Source organism: Hallerella porci (genome assembly GCF_003148885.1).
Classification (GTDB): Bacteria; Fibrobacterota; Fibrobacteria; order Fibrobacterales; family Fibrobacteraceae; genus Hallerella; species Hallerella porci.
The window spans coordinates 48,507-67,053 of record NZ_QGHD01000011.1; the positions used below are offsets into that span (position 1 = coordinate 48,507).

An 18,547-nucleotide genomic window follows, 5' to 3' on the forward strand; every position below is an offset into this window, starting at 1 on the left:
TTTAATCCGGCAAATCGTCGAGAACGTCGTCGGGTCCGAGCACAAACAAAATATCGTTTTCTTTTAATTGGTGATCGGCCAAATTTCCGATGAGCGCTTTGGGCTGCAGCGGATCGCGGATGGCGATAATTTGAATGCCGTATTTCGAAGTGAGGGCGAGTTCTTTTAACGTTTTGCCTTTGAATTTATTCGGGCACACGATTTCGATAATCGAAAATCCATCGAGGAACGGTAACCGATCGAGCATATTCGGGTGCGTTAAACGCTCAGCCAAAGAAATTGCCATGTCGCGTTCTGGCTGGAAAATGTCCGAGACGCCGAAACGTTCCAAAATCGAAGTGTGCTGCGAACTAGAACTTTTGGCGATGATGTGCTTTACGCCGAGTTCGCGCAAATTTAAAATGGTGAGGAGAGATGCTTCGAGGTCGGCGCCGATGCAGCTAATGACCGCATCCACTTTCGTCACCGGAAGCGCAGCCAGTTGCTGCTTTCTCGTTGAATCGGCGACGACAGCTTGGGCGACGCTTGGCGTAATATCTTGAACTTTTTCGGGAGTATTGTCCACGGCAAGCACTTCGTTGCCGAGGCTTGTCAAATGCTTCGAAAGAAAAATTCCCGTGTTCCCGAGACCGATGATAATGAATTGCTTCTTTGCCATTTTAACCTACCATAATATCTTCTTCTGCATACCAAGCACCGGTTTCCCTTTTCTTTACAACCGCAGAAATGAGGAGCAGTGCTCCCATACGACCTACAAACATGAAAATACAAATAAAGATGCGTCCAAACGAGGAAAGTTCTGGAGTTAATCCGAGAGAAAGTCCGCAAGTCGAAAGTGCGCTTGTCACTTCGAAGAAAACATAAAGCAAGTGCGATTCCGATGAGCCCGCCGAAGCGCCCGGATATTCGGTGAGAAGTAAAATCAATGTTCCAACCAGCGAAAGGACAATGTAAACGATGAAAATTCGCACGGATTTGCTCACGGTTTCTTCGGGAATGGTGCGGTTTAAAACCTGCGTTTTTTCGCGGCCGAGAAGGCGATTAAATCCGAGAATAGCAATCACAGCGGCTGTAGATGTTTTAATGCCGCCGCCACAGCTTCCGGGGCTTGCGCCGATGAACATCGAAATAATGATAATGATAATCGTCGTTTCGCGGAGGGTGAGCATATCAAATGTGTTGAAGCCTGCGGTTCTAGAAGAAAACGAAATGAAAAGTCCAGAAATCAATTTTTCGCCAAAGTCAAGCCCGGCGAGCGCACCGTTCCATTCTAAGAGAAGGACAAACAATAATTCCACAATAGAAATAATCGCCGTAGTCAGCAAAATAATTTTTGTGTGCAATGAAATTTTCTGAATCGTACGGGTGTGAAAGTCGAAGAGATTTTTGATTTCGGACATCGAAAGGAAACCGATACCGCCTGCAACGACCATGAGCATCGTCACGATGTTTACGACATGATTGAATTGATAATCGCAGAGGGAATTGGCGAACGGAGAAAATCCTGCGTTGCAAAAAGCGCTAATGGAATGGAAAACGGAATAAAGAATCCGCTGATCCATCGGGAGATGATCAAATTGCGTAAATAACGCTGTCGTTCCAAGCCCTTCGATGACGAAGGTAAAAGGAAGAATGGCGATTAAAATTTTCTTCGGTTCAATGTCATCTTGCGAGGTAAAGCCGGATTTGAAAAGCGCTTGTTGGTTAAAACCGGGGCGAATTCCTGAGAGAAGAAGAATCGCCGTAGAAAATGTCATGATACCGAGACCGCCGATTTGAATCAGCGCAGCTAAAATCCAAAGTCCCGTCGGGGATAGGACAGTTCCGATATCGATGACCGAAAGTCCGGTAACGCATACCGCCGAAGTCGCTGTAAAAAATGCATCGATGACGGATAAATCTTTTTCGAGTGAAAAAGGACACTTTAAAAGAATCGTTCCGAGCACGATCAAAACCGCATAGGCTTTGATGAGAAATAGCATCGGATTCGACGATTTCTTTTTGACGACCGATTTGGTCATCGGAATGTCTTTATACCGCGACAGTAGCATTTATCGCCCCAATTTACTAACTTTTGCTGCGTTATGGCAAAACTGCGTTCCATTTTGATGCCGCTGGCGATTCTTTTGGGCATTTTACTGCCTTGTGCACATGTGCTTTCTCCGCTGATGCCTTTTTGCATCGGCCTTATGATGGCGCTTACTTTTGTGTCGAAAGTGCCACCGCAGCAGCACGGATTTACGTTTAAAATTGAAATGCGAGCGCTCTTTGCGGGGCTTTTTCTCTGCGGGCTTTTATTAGCTTCCGAAAAACTTTTTGGACTTTCGCGGCCGATTGTTCTCGGCTGCATGCTCATTTGCCTTTGCCCGCCAGCGAATGCGGCTCCGGTGATGGCGAAACTTCTCGGTGGAAATCCGATTTTAGCGCTTAAAATTTTCCTTGTCGGAAGCGTCATCGCTTGCTTTTCGATTCCATTTATTTTCGGCTATTTTTGTCCACCGCCTGCGGGAATGGAACAGCTTGATTTTTTAGGCCTTTCCAAGAGAATTTTTAATTCGATTCAACCGATTATTACAATTCCTTTGGCGATTGCGCTCGGCCTTCGCAGTTTTTATCCCGAAGTCGCTGATAAAATTGCGAAACTACAGAAATACACGATGTTCATTTGGATTTTCAACGTTTTCGTTTTGCTTTCGAAGGCGAGTTACGATGTCCGTTTAATGGGCGTCAAAAAATTGTGGGACGCTGGAGATTTTCAACTGACCGCAATTATTTCTCTTGTACTTTGCGTTCTTCTCTTTTTCTTAGGCTGGCTTTGTGAACGGAAATCGCATCCGATTGAAGGTTCGCAGAGTATGGGACAAAAGAATACGATGCTTATCATTTGGGTGGCGCAGCTTTACGCGGGCCCCGTCGCTGCTCTTTGTCCGACATTTTATGTCGTATGGCAAAATCTCGTTCTGAGTTGGATGAGTCGTTCTCGTCGCAGTAATAAAAATCCAACACTGCAAAAAAACGAAGCATAAAAAAAGCGGCTTTCGCCGCTTTTTTCGTTTTTATTTGATGACCAATTTGTGGGCTTGTGCGCTCTGCTTCTTGACGAATTTGAATGTGAGAATGCCATCTTCCAAGAAAGCGTCTGCATTTTCTGCATTCAAATCTTCGGAAAGCTTGAACGAGCGTTCGTATTTCATTTCGGAAGTTGCGCTCTTACGCGTTGCTTTAATGGTAAGAGTATCGCCTTCGATGTCCACGTCAATATCGCTCTTCTTTACACCGGGGAGTTCAACTTCCAAAGTGTAAATTCCACCTTTTTCCGAAACGGTTGCGCGTGGAACATAAGAATCGCAAGCCTTCACATCTTCATTCAATGTGTCAAACCAATCATTCAATCCAAAGAAATTTGCCGGAATCATTTTTTTCGTAAACATAATGAAATCTCCTTTTCTAAAATTGCCGTTTATTTAATCATGATTTTGCGTTTTTCAGCCGCTTGCTTCTTCGAAAGCTTAAAGCTCAAAACGCCGTTTTCAAAAGACGCTTCGGCAGAAGACGGATCCAAATCTTCGGCGAGTTTGAATGTGCGTTCGTATGTCACCTGAGATGTGGCGGTCTTACGAGAAGCCTTGACTGCGAGAGTATCGCCTTCGACATCGACTTCTACATCTTCTTTCCTTACGCCCGGAAGATCAATTTCCAAAGTGTAAGCGCCATCTTTTTCGACGACAGCAGCGCGCGGCATGCAAGCTTTTCCGTTGCCATCGAGGGCGTCAAAGAAATTATCTAATCCAAAGAAGTGAGTCGGAATCATTTGAGTGTTGTACATATTGTATCTCCTTTTTTATTTTCACCCGATGATTATGCAAAAGCCGTGCCAATTTTTCTGTAGCGATGAAATTTGGCAAAAAAGGCCAAGAGAATGCGGCGAAGTATTTCAAAATCAAACAAAGAGTTTTAAAACGAAATAGGGAAATGATGCAAAATGAAAAATGCCTTCGGTAAGAATGCGGCAAATTTTATATGTTTATCACATGAAACTTAGAATGTCTTTTGCACATTGCCTTTTTAAAACTCTTACTATCGCAGGGATTGCGGTAAGCGTCGTCTTTGCTGCTTCTTCTAAAAACGAGAAGAAAGCGCCAGGCGATTTTTACGAAGAACTTTCGCGCTTGAACAAAGTTCTTTCGGAAATCAATTTGAAGTATGTCGAAGATGTCGATCCGGCAGAACTTTCGGAATCGGCGATTCAAGGAATGCGGAATATTTTGGATCCGCATACAGCGGTTTTTGCCCCGAAAGATTACGAAGATTTGAAAGTTTCGACGGAAGGGGAATTCGGTGGCGTCGGAATTACGATTAGTCTCCGCGATAATATTTTGACGGTGATTTCGCCGCTTGCGGGAACGCCGGCTTTTAATTTGGGCATTCGTGCGGGTGACCGCATTATGAAGATTGACGGTAAAGACACGAAAGGTTACACATTAGACGAAGCCGTGAGTAAACTCCGCGGAAAAGTCGGAACAGATGTGACCGTGAGCATTGCTCGCGCAGGTGTTACCGAACTAATGGACTTTACAATTACCCGTGCGAAAATTGTGGTGCATGCGGTGCCGTTTAGCGGAATGATTTCCGAAGACATCGGCTACATTAAACTCGCATCGTTCTCGTTAAAGACCCGCGACGAAGTCGTAAGCGCGATTCAGAAATTGCAAAAGCAAGGCATGAAAAAACTCGTCCTCGATTTGCGCTATAATCCGGGCGGACTTCTCAACCAAGCGGTAGAAATCGGCGAACTCTTTTTGAAAAAAGGAAACGTCATCGTCAGCACTCGTGGACGGACTCAGCAGACCGAAAGCCGTGCACATAAAGACGGCATCGTTTCTCCCGATGTTCCGCTCGTCGTTTTGGTGAACCAAGGTTCGGCAAGCGCCGCAGAAATTGTTTCGGGCGCCATTCAAGATTGGGACCGCGGACTTATCATCGGAAAGACTTCGTTTGGTAAAGGTTCTGTGCAAACGATTTTCCCGTTAGACAATCAAGGTTATGCGTTAAAACTCACGACGGCGTTTTATTATTTGCCGTTCGGACGCTGCATTAACAAGCCGGAAAATGGCATTAAAGGTTTGAAAATCCGCGAAGAAGAAGAGCTTGAAGACGAAACAGAAACGGCGCAAGATTCCACTGTCGCTTCGGCGGATACCGTTGTTGTGGACACATTCTTTACCAATGCCGGCCGTAAAATGTATGGCGGCGGAGGCATCACACCTGACGTCGATATTGAATTAGACCCGATTCCGTGGGTCGTTCAAGTGCAAGAACGCATGGCGATGTATTTCAAGTATGCGGTGAAAATTCGCCCGAGTTTAGAAAAGCAAGGCGTAAAAGTTGATGGAAATTGGGTTGTTCCCGATTCTCTCTTTACACAGTTCAAAGATTTCTGTTTAAAGGATACGAATTTTACAAAGATTAAGAGCAATTCTTTAGCGACTTTGGAAATTCTCGAAAAAGATTTAATCCGCGAACAGAATTTTATGGGCGATTCTTCGAAGACGCTTTCCGATACAGTTCTCAGCGCCGAAGTTAATGCGCTTCGCAAAGCCCTTGAAAAAGACCGCGATAATCAATTCGGCGAAAACCGCGAATACATTATGAACGGAATCAAACGCGAATTGTTGACTGTTTTCCAAGGCGATTCGGCAAGCACTGCGTTTACACTTCAAAGCGATGCGCAGGTCAAGGAAGCTATCAAGTACTTGTCGGATATGGATTTGTACAAGAAGACGATTAGCGCACCGACGAAAGCGCCGACCAAAGAAAAAGGCAAAAAGAAATAAATGCCTTCGGTGTTGGACATTGCGGCAACGAGCCTCGGGCATTACGTTCGAAAGTTCTTTGACACGGTCCGCGGTTATTTTGTCTTTATGTGGGAACTCGGCAAAACGATTCCGAGTTCATTCCGCAATTTTCATACGATTGTAGAACAAATGTATATCACCGGAATTACAAGTATTCCGGTGGTTTTTGCGGCGAGTTTAGCGACGGGCGCCATTATGGCGTGGCAGTTGGCGTATCAATTCGGCGATATGATTCCGCTTGTTTTTGTGGGAATGGCGGTCGGCAAATCGGTGATGGTAGAACTCTGTCCGATTTTAACGGCGATGGTTCTCGCAGGGCGCGTAGGCGCATCGATGTGCTCGGAACTCGGCACGATGGCGGTTACAGAACAACTTGATGCGTATAATGTTCTCGGACTAAATCCGTATCGTTTTTTGTTAGCGCCGCGTTTAATCGCAACCGTTGTCATGCTTCCGGTGCTCACGATTATCAGCATTTTTATCGGTATCGTCGGCGGATTTGTCACCGCTTATCTTTACAAAGAAGTTTCCTTTTCGACTTTCTTTTATGGCGTTCGCATGTTCTACGAAGACTGGGATTTTGCAGTCGGTTTAATCAAGGCTGCGGTTTACGGATTCTTCATCGCGAGTTACGCTTGCTTCTTCGGTTACAACACGCATAGCGGTGCCGAAGGCGTTGGAAAAAGTACAAAGTCAACAGTGGTTGCGGGCATGACGAGCATCCTCATCGGCGGCTTTGTGCTTTCAAAACTTTTATTAGTATGAGCCAAGAAGAAAATAGTCCGCATCTGCATAAATTGCGGGATTTAACGCATGCGAGTTTGCTTCTTTCGCGGATATTTGCTGCGGGAGAAATCGGCGAAAAACAGAACCTTTTTACTCTCATGGCGAACTTCGAAAATCTCTTTGGAAAACAACTCGCCGAGCATTTAAAAATCATCGATTTAAAGAACTCTATTTTGGTCTTAAAAGCCTCCAATTCCGTGTGGAAAACCGAATCGGAATACCAAAAAAAAGCTATAATTGAACGGTGTAATGGACTCCTTGGCGCGAAGTGCGTTAAGAACATCCGATTCGTTTAATTTCGATTTTTTTTTGAGGTTTTCATGGCTGAAGAATATAGTGGCTCGAGCATTACCGTTCTTGAAGGACTCGAAGCAGTTCGCGTTCGTCCGGCAATGTACATCGGTTCGACCGATTCCGTGGGCCTCCATCAGCTGGTTTGGGAAGTGGTGGACAACTCGGTGGACGAAGCTCTCGCGGGCTTTTGCACGCATATCGAAGTGACCATTTTACCGGGCAACGGAATCCGCGTCGTCGATAATGGTCGCGGCATCCCAACGGATATTCACCCGAAAGAGCACGTGGGCACGATTCAAGTCGTGATGACGAAACTCCACGCTGGCGGAAAATTCGACAGCAATTCGTATAAAGTTTCTGCGGGTCTTCACGGTGTGGGCGTGAGTTGTGTAAACGCGCTTTCGACAAAGCTCATCGTGACGGTGCGCCGCAACGGTCGCGTGATTCAGCAAGAATTTTCGAAGGGTAAACCGCTCGCCGATCAGAAAGACATCGGCGCTTCGGACGGAACGACGGGAACAACCGTTGAATATTATCCGGACGATTCGATTTTTACAGAAACCGTTTACGATTACGCAACTCTCGCTGAACGTTTCCGCGAGCTCGCTTTCCTCATGAGCGGACTTCGCATTTCGTTAACCGATGAACGCACTCCGGATGGTAAAAAAGATTCGTTCTATTTCCCGGGAGGCGTCTCGGCATTTGTCCGTTATGTGGACGAACATCGCAAACCGCTTTTTGATGAACCGATTCATATCACGACGACCGCAGGTACATATCCGCTGGAAGTCGCACTTTGGTACAACGACGGTTATCAAGAAAATTTCTTCAGCTTTGTGAACAATGTGAATACTCACGATGGCGGAACTCATGTCACCGGTTTTAAAACGGCGATGACCCGCATCATCGGAAAGTATGCGCAAGAAATTCTTCCGAAGGGCAAGAAAGATACGCAGATTGCTGCTGACGATATCCGCGAAGGTTTGACCGCAGTTATCTCGATTAAAATTCCGCAGCCGCAGTTCGAAGGCCAGACGAAACGCCGTTTGGGAAACTCCGAAGTCGCCGGTTTGGTGAATACCGCTTTCGGTGCAAAAATTGATGAATACTTTGCCGAAAATCCTGCGATTGTCAAAGCGATTGTCGATAAAGTTTACAACGCTGCAGTTGCCCGCGAAGCTGCACACAAAGCCCGCAATCTCGCTCGTCGCAAGAACATTCTCGAAAGTGGTGGACTTCCGGGAAAACTCGCCGACTGCAGTGAACGCGATCCAGCGAAATGTGAACTTTTCATTGTGGAAGGTGACTCTGCAGGTGGTTCTGCAAAGCAAGGACGTCGCCGTGAATTTCAAGCGATTCTTCCGCTCCGCGGTAAAATTTTGAATGTGGAAAAAGCGGGCCTTGACCGCGTTTTGAACGCTGATACTATTCAGGATTTGGTGAACGCACTCGGCTGTGGCATTGGCAACGAATTCAAATTGGAAAAACTCCGCTATCACAAAGTGATTATCATGACCGATGCGGATGTGGACGGTTCTCACATTCAAACTCTTTTGCTCACGTTCTTCTTCCGCTATATGCGTCCGCTCGTCGATGGCGGTTATGTCTTCATTGCGCAGCCGCCTCTCTTCCGTTTGGCGCAAGGCAAGAAGACGATTCGTTACATCTTCGATGAAGGTGAACTCGCAAGCATTGACTCGGGCGAAAAGAAAAATTATGACATTCAGCGATACAAAGGTTTGGGTGAAATGAACCCAGAACAGCTCGCTGAAACAACGATGAATCCCGAAACGCGCATTATGAAAAAATGTCACGTTAGCGATGGCGTTCTCGCCGACAATGTGTTCAGCATGTTGATGGGCGAAGACGTGGAACCGCGCCGCAAATTCATCGAAGAAAACGCATACAAAGTCATCAACGATTTGGACATTTAATTTTTCCTATGAATTCCGCCGATCACAAGACCTTTCAAGAAGTGCTGCAGAATGCACGTGGACAAGTTCAAGAATACTTGAACGAAGCCGATGCGACCGTTTTAGCGGTTGCGCGCTCGGCTCCAGAAGGTGTTTCGGAACGGATGTTAAAACTCATTCAGCGCAAAGGAAAAAAGATTCGTTCGACAGTGCTTTCGTTAATTGCGACATCGGGAAAAAATTCTCCTGTGATGGAACGCGTGGCGAAAGCTTGCGCGGGCGTAGAAATGTTGCATTTAGCAAGTCTTGTTCACGATGACATTATCGATGAAACGACTCTGCGCCGCGGCGAACGCACCGCTCATGTAGAATGGGGAAATAAAATCGCTGTTCTTATGGGCGATTACATTTTGTCGCAGGCAATGCGTGCAGTCATTCACGAACAAGCGCACGATATTCCGCTTGAACTTTCTTCGGCGGCAAACCGTTTAATCGTTGGCGAAATTTGTGAACTCGATTCGACGGGAGATTTGGATATTTCTCTTGCGCGATACAATCACATTATCGATTGTAAAACCGCAGCACTCATCGAAGCGAGCGCTCGCATCGGAGCGATTATTGCGGGATTTGAAAAACCGGAAGTGGAAAAATTTGGAAAAATTGGCGCGCACTTTGGAATTGCATTTCAAATCATCGACGACTTGCTCGATTATGGCGTCGGCGCAACCGATTTAGATAAAGCAAAATTTACCGATCTTTCAAACGGACTTGCGACTCTTCCTTTGATTCTTTATTTTGAAAAAGTTTCTCCCGAAGAAAAATCGGAGATGAAAGATTTGCTGAAAAAATCTTCGGAAACAGGCGTTCCAGAAAAAATTTGCGAACGTTTAAAAAATGCGGGCGCATTTGACCAAGCAAAAGAAATTGCATTGCAACATATTTCGGATGCGTCCGAAATTTCTGATTCGCTTCCGAAAAACGAACACATCGAAATTCTCAAAGCGTTTTTGTTCTCGATGACAGAACGCGGCAACTAAATTTGCCATTGACAGAAACATTCAAAGCATTAAACGCGGAGCAGCTTTTAGCGGTCACAACGACCGAAGGCTATGTCCGCGTGATGGCGGGCGCAGGCACCGGGAAAACGAAAGCGCTGACAGCGCGTTATGCGTATTTAGTTTCAGAACTCGGCATTTCTCCTTCGAATATTCTCACGGTCACATTTACAAATCGTGCGGCGAACGAAATGAAAAGTCGCATTCGTACAATGCTCGGCGATTTGGACTTGGGGCAAATCAGCACGATTCACGCATTTTGCGCGCGATTTTTAAAAGACGAAATTAATCGATTAGGTTATCCGAAAAGTTTTATTGTCATCGATACCGATGATGAAAAAGAAATGCTGCAACGCATTTTTGCGGACATGAAAATTTCTCTGCGTGAAACGACGATGCAGCGGACAATCGATGAAGTGCTCGAAGCGGGCAAAATGACCGATGCGTATATCGATGAATTTTTACGGATTAGCGCTGAAGAATTGCTGCAAAAAATTGCGGATGAGCCGGACAAAAAACGTCAAATATTTTTCCGCTATCTTTACGAGCAAAAGAAAAATTTTGGACTAGATTTTAACGATCTTATCAATTTTACGGCGTACATTTTGGAAAAATTTTCGGAAGCGCGAGAACATTGGCAGAATCGCATTCAGTATGTGATGGTCGATGAATTTCAAGATGTGAGCAAGAAGCAATATAAAATTGCGCAAATTCTTTCGGCGAAGCACGGCAATCTTTTTATCGTGGGCGATAGCGATCAGACAATTTATTCGTGGCGCGGATCGCATGTGCGTTTATTCTTGGATTTTGATAAAACTTATCCGCAGTCCAAAACGATAATTCTCAAAGAAAATTATCGCAGCACGCCGCAGATTTTAAAAGCTGCCAACGAATTGATTTCGCATAATGCGGTGCGTTTTCCGAAGGAATTACACGCGAATCACGCCGACGGAAAAAAGCCGATTTATTTTCACGGCAAAGATCAAAAAGCCGGATCGAATTGGATTGCAGATACGATTGGAAAGCTCGTTTCCGAAGGCGCTAATTTAGGCGACATCGCAATTCTTTATCGCGCGCATTCGATGTCGCGACCGGTGGAAGAAATTTTAATTCAACGCAAAATTCCGTATCGCATTCTCGCGGGCATTTCATTTTACGAACGCCGAGAAATCAAAGATGTCATCGCATATTTGCGAATGCTCACGACACAAGATGACATTGCATTTTTGCGAACAATCAATTCTCCGCCGCGGAAAATCGGCAAAAAGAAATTGGAATTTTTAAAAGAATATGCGCAAGAAAATCGAATTTCTTATTACAACGCATTGCTTGAAAATTTAGAAAGCGCTGTTTTCAAAGGCACCGCTGCAAAGAAATATGTGGACGCGATTACGAATACGCGAAAAGGTTTAGAGAATAAACGCATCGACGATGTGCTCGATGAAATTTTAGACTTGTCCGGTTACACGGAATTTTTGCGGATGGACGCTGACCAAGATCGTTTGGATAATGTCGCCGAATTAAAGCAAGCGATGGAAATTGCAGCAAAAGATCCGGACGCAAATCTCGAAGATTTTTTATCGCGCGTTGCGCTCTACGGCATGTTGGATAAAGAAGACCGCACGAATTCGGTGAAGCTCGTCAGCGTGCATTCGGCAAAGGGTTTGGAATTTCCGAATGTCTTTATCGTCGGGCTTTCGGAAGGCATGTTCCCAAGCGCAAAAATTGAAACTCTCGAAGAAATGGAAGAAGAACGCCGCATCGCTTATGTCGCTTTTACGCGGGCAAAAGAGCGTTTGTTCTTAACGGAAAATGAAGGCGGTAGCATCGGCAGCCGTTTTCCTTCGCGATTTATTTTTGATGCGGGCGAAGAAAATTTGGAAATGGTAAATCCGCTGCCCGATGATTTAAAAGCAGAAGCTCTGCAAAAAATTCAGCAGAGCATTGAGCACATGACGCTTTTGCAAAATTTATTTTTTGTCGGCGATCGTGTGCTGCACAAAATTTTTGGCGAAGGCACGATTGTGGAAATCGATAATGCGGCATCGGCTTACGTCATTCAATTTGATCAATTAGCGACGACGCGCAGTTTACAATTCACCGCAAAATTAGAACGGGTGCAAGGATGAAGTCGCTCGTCTGCGATTTCTCGGGAATATACCGTGAACAAAAATTTTGCAACGGAGAAAATTTTCGCTGGTTAGATTGTTCAAAAATTCGCGGCACCGATTGTTATTTAGACGACGAAGCGAAAGCAGAAATTCAAAAAATTTTTGCGCAAGAAGAATTGCGAAATATTCATTTTATCGATTCGGGCAATTATCATTATCTTTCGAAATTGTGGACGGACCGCATCCAAGAAAAATTTAACTTGCTCGTTTTCGATCATCATTCGGATATGCAAGCGCCTGCGTTTGAAGGCATTCTTTCTTGCGGCGGTTGGGTAAAAGCGACGCTCGATGAAAATCCGTTTTTGCAAAATGTTTTTCTTTTTGGAATCCGCGAAGATCATGCGCTCGCCATAGAAAAAAAATATCGCAGTCGCGTTTTTGTAAAAACCGAAACGGAATGCGCCCAAGAAAATTTTGAATACGAATTACCCGCAGAGGCGTTGAGTTTTCCCGTTTACATTTCGCTCGATAAAGATGCGCTTCCCGAAAATGAATTAAAAACGAATTGGGATGCGGGCAGTTTTCCTCTGAAAAAATGGGAAAAAGTTTTGCAAAAATTTATCGGAAAAAATTCTGTCTTGGGAATTGATATTTGCGGCGAGCCTTCGCTTCAAAGAGAATTTTCAGAAGATTTAGAACAAAGTAATCAAATCAATTTCCGCTTAGAAAAATGGCTGCGGAAACTTTTTGAATAAAAAAAAGCCGCAAGTTTTTTGCTTGCGACTTTCCCTGGATGTAATTTCTAAAAATTGAGTTTTGGATTAGCCTTCGAAAAGCCAAGTCGAAAGGTAACGTTCGCCGGTATCGGGGAGAAGTGCGACGATTGTTTTGCCTTTATTTTCGGGGCGCTTTGCAATGGTGAGCGCCGCTTCGAGAGCAGCTCCCGAAGAAATGCCGACGAGCAAACCTTCTTCTTTGGCGGCGCGGCGAGCGATTGTCCCCGCTTTCACGTCATTCGTCAGATAAATTTCGTCGATGATTTTCGGGGCGTAAACTTTCGGCACAAATCCCGGACCAATGCCTTGAATTTTGTGCGGGCCTGCGGGCTTTCCCGAGAGAACTGCAGAAGTGTCCGGTTCGACGACGACGATTTTCACATTCGGATTCTGGCTCTTGAGATAAGTTCCAACGCCGGTAACGGTTCCGCCGGTTCCTGCAGCCGAAACGAAAATGTCCACTTTGCCTTCGGTATCTTTCCAGATTTCCGGGCCAGTTGTTTTGATATGCGCTTCGGGATTTGCAGGGTTTTCAAATTGCTGCGGAATGAAAGAACCCGGAGTTTGTGCTGCGATTTCGTTTGCCTTTGCGATAGCGCCTTTCATGCCGGATTTGCCGTCGGTTAAGACGAGTTCTGCGCCGAGAGCGGCGAGAAGTTTGCGGCGTTCAATGCTCATCGTTTCGGGCATCGTGAGAATAATGTGGTAGCCTTTTACTGCGGCGACGTAAGCGAGTCCGACGCCGGTGTTTCCGCTGGTCGGTTCGATAATCACAGAACCCGGTTTGAGTTTGCCTGCTTTTTCGGCGGATTCGATCATCGCGAGAGCGACGCGGTCTTTCACGCTCGAAAGCGGGTTGAAAGATTCAACTTTGACGTAAACTTCGGCTTCGCTATCGTTCAATTTGTTGATGCGGACGAGCAGAGTATTTCCAATGAGATCGGTAATTTTATTGACTTTCATGTTTTCTCCTTGTTGTTTCCGCAGATAATATAAAATGAAAATTTCTCTCCGGCAAGAGTTAATTCCTATTTTTTTAATAATTTTTGTATCATTTCAAAAACGATGATTTTTGAGGCTTTAAAACAAAAAAGCGAAGATTCCGCAGAACCTTCGCCTTGAATTTTGAAGAGATAAATTATTGGAGACGAACCGGAACCGTGGTGCGGTTGCTGCCGAGTTTCATCACGACAAATCCTGCGCCGCGGTAATTGGTTTCGAGCATCACCGAGTTTGTTCCCGCAGAGGTTGTAAAGCTCTTCGATGCGACGATTTGACCCTTTCCGTTAACGAGAGTGAGGGAGGCGCGAATTGCTCTGTTTGCGGCAATTTGACGCGGTTGCACTGCACTTGTTTGCGGAACGAGAATGCCGGTTGCAACGCCTTCGATTGTCGGCGTTTTCTTGTTGAAGTTTTGCAAGGTGTCAACGGAACCGTCAGCTTTGTGCAAGAGGAGATTATCCATTTCGAGAGTTCCCGAAAGTTGTGCGCCGTAAACATTGATGCCGATGGCGTTCACCTTGTTTTTGCTTTCGATGTCAAGTCCAGTGGAGTTTAATGGAATCACGTATGTTTTCCATGTAGAGCTCACATCGCTTTCCGGGATGTTGTAATCATTCCATGTCCAAGAAGAACCGCTCATCGCAAAAACGCTAACCGATGTCCAAGCATATCCGTTGCAAGCTTCAGCAGTGCCAGTGCAAGGACCCGTGGATTTTACATCGATTTTCGCTTGGAACGAAACGGCTGTATATTGACTCCAATCCACACCGCCTAAGTCAATGCGGATGGTTCCAACTTCAGAAGAATCGCTTTGCTTTGAAGTGTAAGTGACCTTGAGCATCTTATCCGAAGAATCGAGACTTGCTTTCACAAATTGATCGATGGAGTTGCCGGCTAAGGTGTCCATGCCGTAAGCTTTACGCATCGCATTCAAAACTTCGTAGTCCACAACGTCGCCCACATTTCCTGGGTTCTTATCGGTTTGGCGGCGGATAATCGTCATGTTATGATTGTCTTCAGCACCGGTATCCCAAATGCACGGAATAATTCCGTTTTCCTTTGCTGCTTTAACGGTGTAGCCGTACCAAGCTGCGCGACCTTGTAAATGGAGCTTCAAATTTTCGCCCGAGATTTCTTCTAAGCGTTTGATTGCGCCCATTTCGCCAATCACAACAGGAATATTCTTCGAAGTGAATGCGGTTTTGAGTTTGTCGAATTGCTGGTCGATATGCGCTTTGGAACCGAGACTGCTAACGGTTGCGCCCATATTGTGCTTCGTATCGGTCGTAGAATTCATGCCGTCCCAATAGAAGAACTGCGCGCCCCAAGATTCATCTTTTTCCATGAGCGAATACTGATACGGATAGAAGTGAGCTTCTGCCATGGTGTAGCCGTCGCCTGCGGGGTCTGTCGGATATTCGGCAACCAAAAGATTGTACATGTCGATTTCGGTGCGAGGCATTTGCACGACCACGGTACGGGTCGCGTTATTTCCGCCGGTTGCGCGGACAGCTCTGAGGCACGCTTCGTGATACTTTCTTAAAACCTTCATGCGGGCATCGTCAAAAGCGTATTGTCCACTAGCAAGCCACGGGTCGTTTACACCCGGTTCGTTTGCTGAGGCAAAAATCAAGTGTTCATCGTAGTCGTTGTTAAACTTTGTTGCAATCTGCTTCCAGTAGCTTTCCTGCTTTGCTGCAATTTCAGCAGCATTCACGGAGACTTTCCCGGAGGCGATGCCATCATAACCTTCGCCGTCAAAAACGTGGTTTTCGAGCCAGCCACCGTCCCAGTGAATATTCAAAATCGCATACATGCTTCGTCAATCACATAATCGACGACGGTTTTTACAGAATCGAGCCAACTTGCGTTAATCGTGCCGTTTGTTGCGTGAGAATCCCAAGCGCAAGGAATGCGGACGGTGTTAAATCCCAATTTTTTAATCGACTGAACATATTCCTTCGTCGGGAATGGGTTTCCCCAACCGGTCGGATCGTTCGGAACTTCCATCGTATTGCCGATGTTGTAACCCAAACCCATTGGAGTTACCAGTTCAGAGGAATGCGGGAGCGCAAATGCAGATGTTGCAAAAGCAGCGGCCAAAGTAAGCGGAATCCATTGTTTCATAGGAAAACCTCGTGAAAAGTGAACGTTACAAATTTATGCTTTTTCCATCTTTTTCAGGCAAATGTAAACTTTTGTTAATCGCAAAGAATTTTGCAATTTTTGCATAAAACGCGGGCTTTGACATTTTGTCCATGAAACTAAAAACATTCATCTTGGAAAAAGAAGTGCGAAATGTATTTTAAGAGAGATGATTTTATCGGCAGACATAACGGATTACCGTGATTTTCTCAAAGCCTATTACGAGAAGCGTAAAAAGGAATTGCCTTTTTATTCTTATCGGATGATGGGCGATAAACTGGGGCTTGATTCGAGCTACTTGTATCGTGTGCTGCAAAAAAAGCATCATTTGCCTGCGCATGCGCTCCAAGCGGCGAAGGAAATGCTCAATCTTTCTGGGCGTTCTGCGGAATTTTTTGATTTGTTGTATTCGGCAGCGGTGACGAAAGATGCCGCGCAAAAAGAAGAATTGATGGCGAAAGCCGTTGCCCTCGGCGATGTCGAACGGCATAGTTTACAAGCAGCGGAATTAAAACTTCTTGAAAATTGGTGGATTCCTGCGGTTCGCGCTTACTTAGAATTGAACGGTGGAGTCGTCAACATCAAACAAATCGCCAAAGATATTTGCCCGCCGATTTCCGAAGAACAAGCCAAAGAAGCGATTGAAATTTTAAAAAGCGTCGGCTTAGTCAAAAAATTAGCATCGGGAAAACTCGCATTAACCGATGCGCATTTGACTGTCGGCGGTCCCGAAAAAGCGCAAGCGGTGCGGAATTTTCAAAAGCAAGCATTAAAGCTTGCGAGCGATGCCTTGGAAAATATTTCTGCAGAAGAACGCAATATTTCCACTCTCACACTCTCTGTCGATCAAGAAGGATTTGAAGATCTCGGCGATATGATAAAAGAATTTCGCCGTCTCGTCCAAAAAAGAGTAGATTCAATAAAGAATCCTGATCGGGTGATGCAGCTATCGATGGCGTTCTATCCGGTTGCAAGGGCGAGGAAAAAATGAAGTGGATTTGGGTGATGAGTTTGGTTGCGCTGAGTGGTGTCATCGCAGCATGTTCAAATGATACTACAGCGGGTTCAACGTTTGAAACGGAGAATTCCATTGCGAAAATTTTGTTAAAAAATGCAGACGGAACGCCTGCCGCCAAAAAATCTGTCGCCATTCGCGATGAAAATGCATTGATTTCTATTGAAAAAAATTCGAATTCTTATTCTGTGTGGGATAGCATTTCTTCTGTTTATGAGACGGACGAAAATGGCATCGCTTGGGTGCGGCAAATTGCATCGGGAAATTATATCGTCGAAGCTTTAGAATATTCAAATCAAAATGTTTTTGTCGCAGTCAGTCGATTCTCCATTCCGAAAACTCCTTTGGATTCGAGCGTTTCGGTAACGCTTTTTCTCGATTTGGCGACGACTCTTTCGGGTGAAATTCAATCTGATAAATCGCCGATTGTTTTGCAAATTCGCGGTACCTCATTTTGGACGGTTGCCGATTCCCTCGGGCATTTTACATTTGACGTCGTTCCCCAAGGAAAATTTGACATTGTAATGCTTTGCCAAGGAGAAATTCTTTCGGAACAAGAAGTTGAAATTCAAGAAGAAAACGAAAAAGTTTTCTTCAAAGATTCGACGATGAAAGAAATTCCGATGGATACAATTCCGCAAGATACAACTCCCGAAGTGAAAGCGTATGTCTTGGACGATTTTGAAGACAGTACTTTGCTTTGGTATCGTTCTACTTCGAAATATGCGACGGCAAAATTGGAACGCGATTCGGCAGGACTTGGCCGAAAAGGATTCGTTGCGCATTTTAGCAGCACGAATGATTCCGTCGGCAATTGGGCTTTGATGGGACGCTATATCGGCGAAACCGATATGAGTCATGTAGATTCGGTGACATTCTGGGCGCGCGGAGAAGTGAATGGAAAAATTTCTTTTGCCTTTGATGTTTTAGCCGATAGTACTGCGACTTATGACAGCGGCAAATCGTGGCAACATTTTGAATTGGATTCTGTGTGGACGCATTATACAGTAACGCCTGAAATTCTTCTCCCCGCAGATAGCATCGGCGGAAATATCGGCTGGGATGCCGTGAAAACTCACGTCACGAACATTTCGTTCTTCGGTGGCGCGGGCGGTGAATTTTGGCTAGACGATGTCGTATTTTATACTTCGGAAAAAGTTGAAAAATAAAAAAACGCGAAAGTTGGGCTCAACTTTCGCAGTTTAGTTTAACGCGCTTTTTTATAAGGCTTTAATTTCGTCAATCGAGAGACCGGTGACTTCGGCAATCGTTTCAACGGAAACGCCTTTTTTCAAGAAACCTTTGGCGAGGGAACGCGTATTTTGGCGAATTCCTTCCGCACGGCCTTTGGAAAGCCCCAGAGAAAGTCCTTCCTTACGCCCTTTGGAAAGTCCTTTAGAAAGCCCTTCCTTACGACCTTTGGAAATTCCTTCCGCAAGCGCCTCAGCCTGCCTTTGGCGAAAGACATCGCCCGCGCTGACGAAACCATATTTTTGTCCGATGCTTACGAATGCCACGTTCAACTCCTCGAGGACTTTATCGTCCAAGAACTCCTTTAAATATAATGAAATTTTTTCCAAAAGGTTTTTGGCTTC

Annotated in this window: 17 protein-coding genes and 1 pseudogene; 10 read left to right on the forward strand and 8 right to left on the reverse strand. The window is 45.3% G+C overall.

The features are described from left to right. Nucleotide 1: 1 nt before the first annotated feature. Nucleotides 2–658 carry a potassium channel family protein gene (locus tag B0H50_RS06950; RefSeq protein WP_106198780.1) on the reverse strand — a complete coding sequence of 219 codons (657 nt, stop codon included), beginning with the start codon at nucleotides 656–658 and terminating at the stop codon, nucleotides 2–4. Nucleotide 659: 1 nt separating this feature from the next. Next, nucleotides 660–2,051, reverse strand: coding sequence for a TrkH family potassium uptake protein (locus tag B0H50_RS06955; protein WP_106198779.1), 1,392 nt, complete (start codon nucleotides 2,049–2,051; stop codon nucleotides 660–662). A gap of 33 nt (nucleotides 2,052–2,084) precedes the next feature. Between B0H50_RS06955 and B0H50_RS06960 the strand changes: the two genes are divergently transcribed. Next, nucleotides 2,085–3,026 carry a bile acid:sodium symporter family protein gene (locus tag B0H50_RS06960; protein ID WP_106198778.1) on the forward strand — a complete coding sequence of 314 codons (942 nt, stop codon included), beginning with the start codon at nucleotides 2,085–2,087 and terminating at the stop codon, nucleotides 3,024–3,026. 30 nt (nucleotides 3,027–3,056) lie between these two features. Here B0H50_RS06960 and B0H50_RS06965 read toward each other — a convergent pair whose 3' ends face one another. Both B0H50_RS06965 and B0H50_RS06970 read right to left on the reverse strand, forming a co-directional pair. Then, nucleotides 3,057–3,431: an Hsp20/alpha crystallin family protein gene (locus B0H50_RS06965; protein WP_106198777.1), complete on the reverse strand. Its 375-nt coding sequence runs from the start codon at nucleotides 3,429–3,431 to the stop codon at nucleotides 3,057–3,059. Between the two features lie 29 nt (nucleotides 3,432–3,460). Continuing rightward, nucleotides 3,461–3,826, reverse strand: a complete 366-nt coding sequence (locus tag B0H50_RS06970; RefSeq protein ID WP_109587473.1) for an Hsp20/alpha crystallin family protein — start codon at nucleotides 3,824–3,826, stop codon at nucleotides 3,461–3,463. 205 nt (nucleotides 3,827–4,031) lie between these two features. Between B0H50_RS06970 and B0H50_RS06975 the strand changes: the two genes are divergently transcribed. The 7 genes from B0H50_RS06975 to B0H50_RS07005 are packed head-to-tail and all read left to right on the forward strand — an operon-like array spanning nucleotide 4,032 to nucleotide 12,769. Continuing rightward, nucleotides 4,032–5,834, forward strand: coding sequence for a S41 family peptidase (locus tag B0H50_RS06975; RefSeq protein ID WP_233244594.1), 1,803 nt, complete (start codon nucleotides 4,032–4,034; stop codon nucleotides 5,832–5,834). Then, nucleotides 5,835–6,620, forward strand: a complete 786-nt coding sequence (locus tag B0H50_RS06980) for an MlaE family ABC transporter permease (protein WP_106198774.1) — start codon at nucleotides 5,835–5,837, stop codon at nucleotides 6,618–6,620. After that, nucleotides 6,617–6,937 (forward strand): DUF721 domain-containing protein, encoded by a 321-nt coding sequence (locus tag B0H50_RS06985; protein ID WP_106198773.1) that lies wholly within the window; start codon nucleotides 6,617–6,619, stop codon nucleotides 6,935–6,937. Before B0H50_RS06980 ends, B0H50_RS06985 begins: the two co-directional genes overlap by 4 nt. A 24-nt stretch (nucleotides 6,938–6,961) precedes the next feature. Beyond that, the gene (gyrB, locus tag B0H50_RS06990) at nucleotides 6,962–8,869 is read left to right on the forward strand and encodes a DNA topoisomerase (ATP-hydrolyzing) subunit B (RefSeq protein ID WP_106198772.1); all 1,908 of its coding nucleotides are present in this window, start codon (nucleotides 6,962–6,964) and stop codon (nucleotides 8,867–8,869) included. Nucleotides 8,870–8,877: 8 nt separating this feature from the next. Continuing rightward, nucleotides 8,878–9,885 carry a polyprenyl synthetase family protein gene (locus B0H50_RS06995; protein ID WP_106198771.1) on the forward strand — a complete coding sequence of 336 codons (1,008 nt, stop codon included), beginning with the start codon at nucleotides 8,878–8,880 and terminating at the stop codon, nucleotides 9,883–9,885. Between the two features lie 8 nt (nucleotides 9,886–9,893). Then, entirely contained in the window at nucleotides 9,894–12,032 is a 2,139-nt protein-coding gene (locus B0H50_RS07000; protein WP_158275891.1) for an ATP-dependent helicase, read from the forward strand. After that, nucleotides 12,029–12,769 (forward strand): arginase family protein, encoded by a 741-nt coding sequence (locus B0H50_RS07005; RefSeq protein ID WP_106198769.1) that lies wholly within the window; start codon nucleotides 12,029–12,031, stop codon nucleotides 12,767–12,769. Before B0H50_RS07000 ends, B0H50_RS07005 begins: the two co-directional genes overlap by 4 nt. Nucleotides 12,770–12,835: 66 nt before the next feature. On the opposite strand, the gene cysK is transcribed toward B0H50_RS07005, so the two are convergent. The 3 genes from cysK to B0H50_RS13790 form a co-directional block, all read right to left on the reverse strand. After that, nucleotides 12,836–13,753, reverse strand: coding sequence for a cysteine synthase A (cysK, locus tag B0H50_RS07010; protein ID WP_109587474.1), 918 nt, complete (start codon nucleotides 13,751–13,753; stop codon nucleotides 12,836–12,838). A 175-nt stretch (nucleotides 13,754–13,928) separates the two neighbouring features. Further along, on the reverse strand, nucleotides 13,929–15,608 hold the full coding sequence (locus B0H50_RS07015; protein WP_269843929.1) for a glycoside hydrolase family 5 protein: 1,680 nt from the start codon (nucleotides 15,606–15,608) through the stop codon (nucleotides 13,929–13,931). After that, nucleotides 15,593–15,919 (reverse strand): cellulase family glycosylhydrolase, encoded by a 327-nt coding sequence (locus tag B0H50_RS13790; protein ID WP_269843930.1) that lies wholly within the window; start codon nucleotides 15,917–15,919, stop codon nucleotides 15,593–15,595. Before B0H50_RS13790 ends, B0H50_RS07015 begins: the two co-directional genes overlap by 16 nt. Nucleotides 15,920–16,106: 187 nt before the next feature. On the opposite strand from B0H50_RS13790, the gene B0H50_RS07020 reads away from it, so the two are divergent. Together B0H50_RS07020 and B0H50_RS07025 are read left to right on the forward strand one after the other, a co-directional pair. Then, a complete protein-coding gene (locus tag B0H50_RS07020) occupies nucleotides 16,107–16,928 on the forward strand; it encodes a DUF4423 domain-containing protein (protein ID WP_233244596.1) in 822 nt (273 codons plus the stop codon). Further along, entirely contained in the window at nucleotides 16,925–18,121 is a 1,197-nt protein-coding gene (locus tag B0H50_RS07025) for a CIA30 family protein (protein WP_146129187.1), read from the forward strand. Before B0H50_RS07020 ends, B0H50_RS07025 begins: the two co-directional genes overlap by 4 nt. 51 nt (nucleotides 18,122–18,172) lie before the next feature. On the opposite strand, the pseudogene B0H50_RS07030 reads toward B0H50_RS07025, so the two are convergent. After that, a pseudogene (locus B0H50_RS07030) lies at nucleotides 18,173–18,547 on the reverse strand (hypothetical protein); the annotation flags it as partial.

Excerpts from the sequence above, each read along its gene's own strand:
- B0H50_RS06950 (WP_106198780.1), bottom strand. The coding sequence starts at position 658 with ATGGCAAAGAAGCAATTCATTATCATCGGTCTCGGGAACACGGGAATT.
- B0H50_RS06955 (WP_106198779.1), bottom strand. The coding sequence starts at position 2,051 with ATGCTACTGTCGCGGTATAAAGACATTCCGATGACCAAATCGGTCGTC.
- B0H50_RS06960 (WP_106198778.1), top strand. The coding sequence starts at position 2,085 with ATGGCAAAACTGCGTTCCATTTTGATGCCGCTGGCGATTCTTTTGGGC.
- B0H50_RS06965 (WP_106198777.1), bottom strand. The coding sequence starts at position 3,431 with ATGTTTACGAAAAAAATGATTCCGGCAAATTTCTTTGGATTGAATGAT.
- B0H50_RS06970 (WP_109587473.1), bottom strand. The coding sequence starts at position 3,826 with ATGTACAACACTCAAATGATTCCGACTCACTTCTTTGGATTAGATAAT.
- B0H50_RS06975 (WP_233244594.1), top strand. The coding sequence starts at position 4,032 with ATGAAACTTAGAATGTCTTTTGCACATTGCCTTTTTAAAACTCTTACT.
- B0H50_RS06980 (WP_106198774.1), top strand. The coding sequence starts at position 5,835 with ATGCCTTCGGTGTTGGACATTGCGGCAACGAGCCTCGGGCATTACGTT.
- B0H50_RS06985 (WP_106198773.1), top strand. The coding sequence starts at position 6,617 with ATGAGCCAAGAAGAAAATAGTCCGCATCTGCATAAATTGCGGGATTTA.
- gyrB (WP_106198772.1), top strand. The coding sequence starts at position 6,962 with ATGGCTGAAGAATATAGTGGCTCGAGCATTACCGTTCTTGAAGGACTC.
- B0H50_RS06995 (WP_106198771.1), top strand. The coding sequence starts at position 8,878 with ATGAATTCCGCCGATCACAAGACCTTTCAAGAAGTGCTGCAGAATGCA.
- B0H50_RS07005 (WP_106198769.1), top strand. The coding sequence starts at position 12,029 with ATGAAGTCGCTCGTCTGCGATTTCTCGGGAATATACCGTGAACAAAAA.
- cysK (WP_109587474.1), bottom strand. The coding sequence starts at position 13,753 with ATGAAAGTCAATAAAATTACCGATCTCATTGGAAATACTCTGCTCGTC.
- B0H50_RS07015 (WP_269843929.1), bottom strand. The coding sequence starts at position 15,608 with ATGTATGCGATTTTGAATATTCACTGGGACGGTGGCTGGCTCGAAAAC.
- B0H50_RS13790 (WP_269843930.1), bottom strand. The coding sequence starts at position 15,919 with ATGAAACAATGGATTCCGCTTACTTTGGCCGCTGCTTTTGCAACATCT.
- B0H50_RS07020 (WP_233244596.1), top strand. The coding sequence starts at position 16,107 with ATGATTTTATCGGCAGACATAACGGATTACCGTGATTTTCTCAAAGCC.
- B0H50_RS07025 (WP_146129187.1), top strand. The coding sequence starts at position 16,925 with ATGAAGTGGATTTGGGTGATGAGTTTGGTTGCGCTGAGTGGTGTCATC.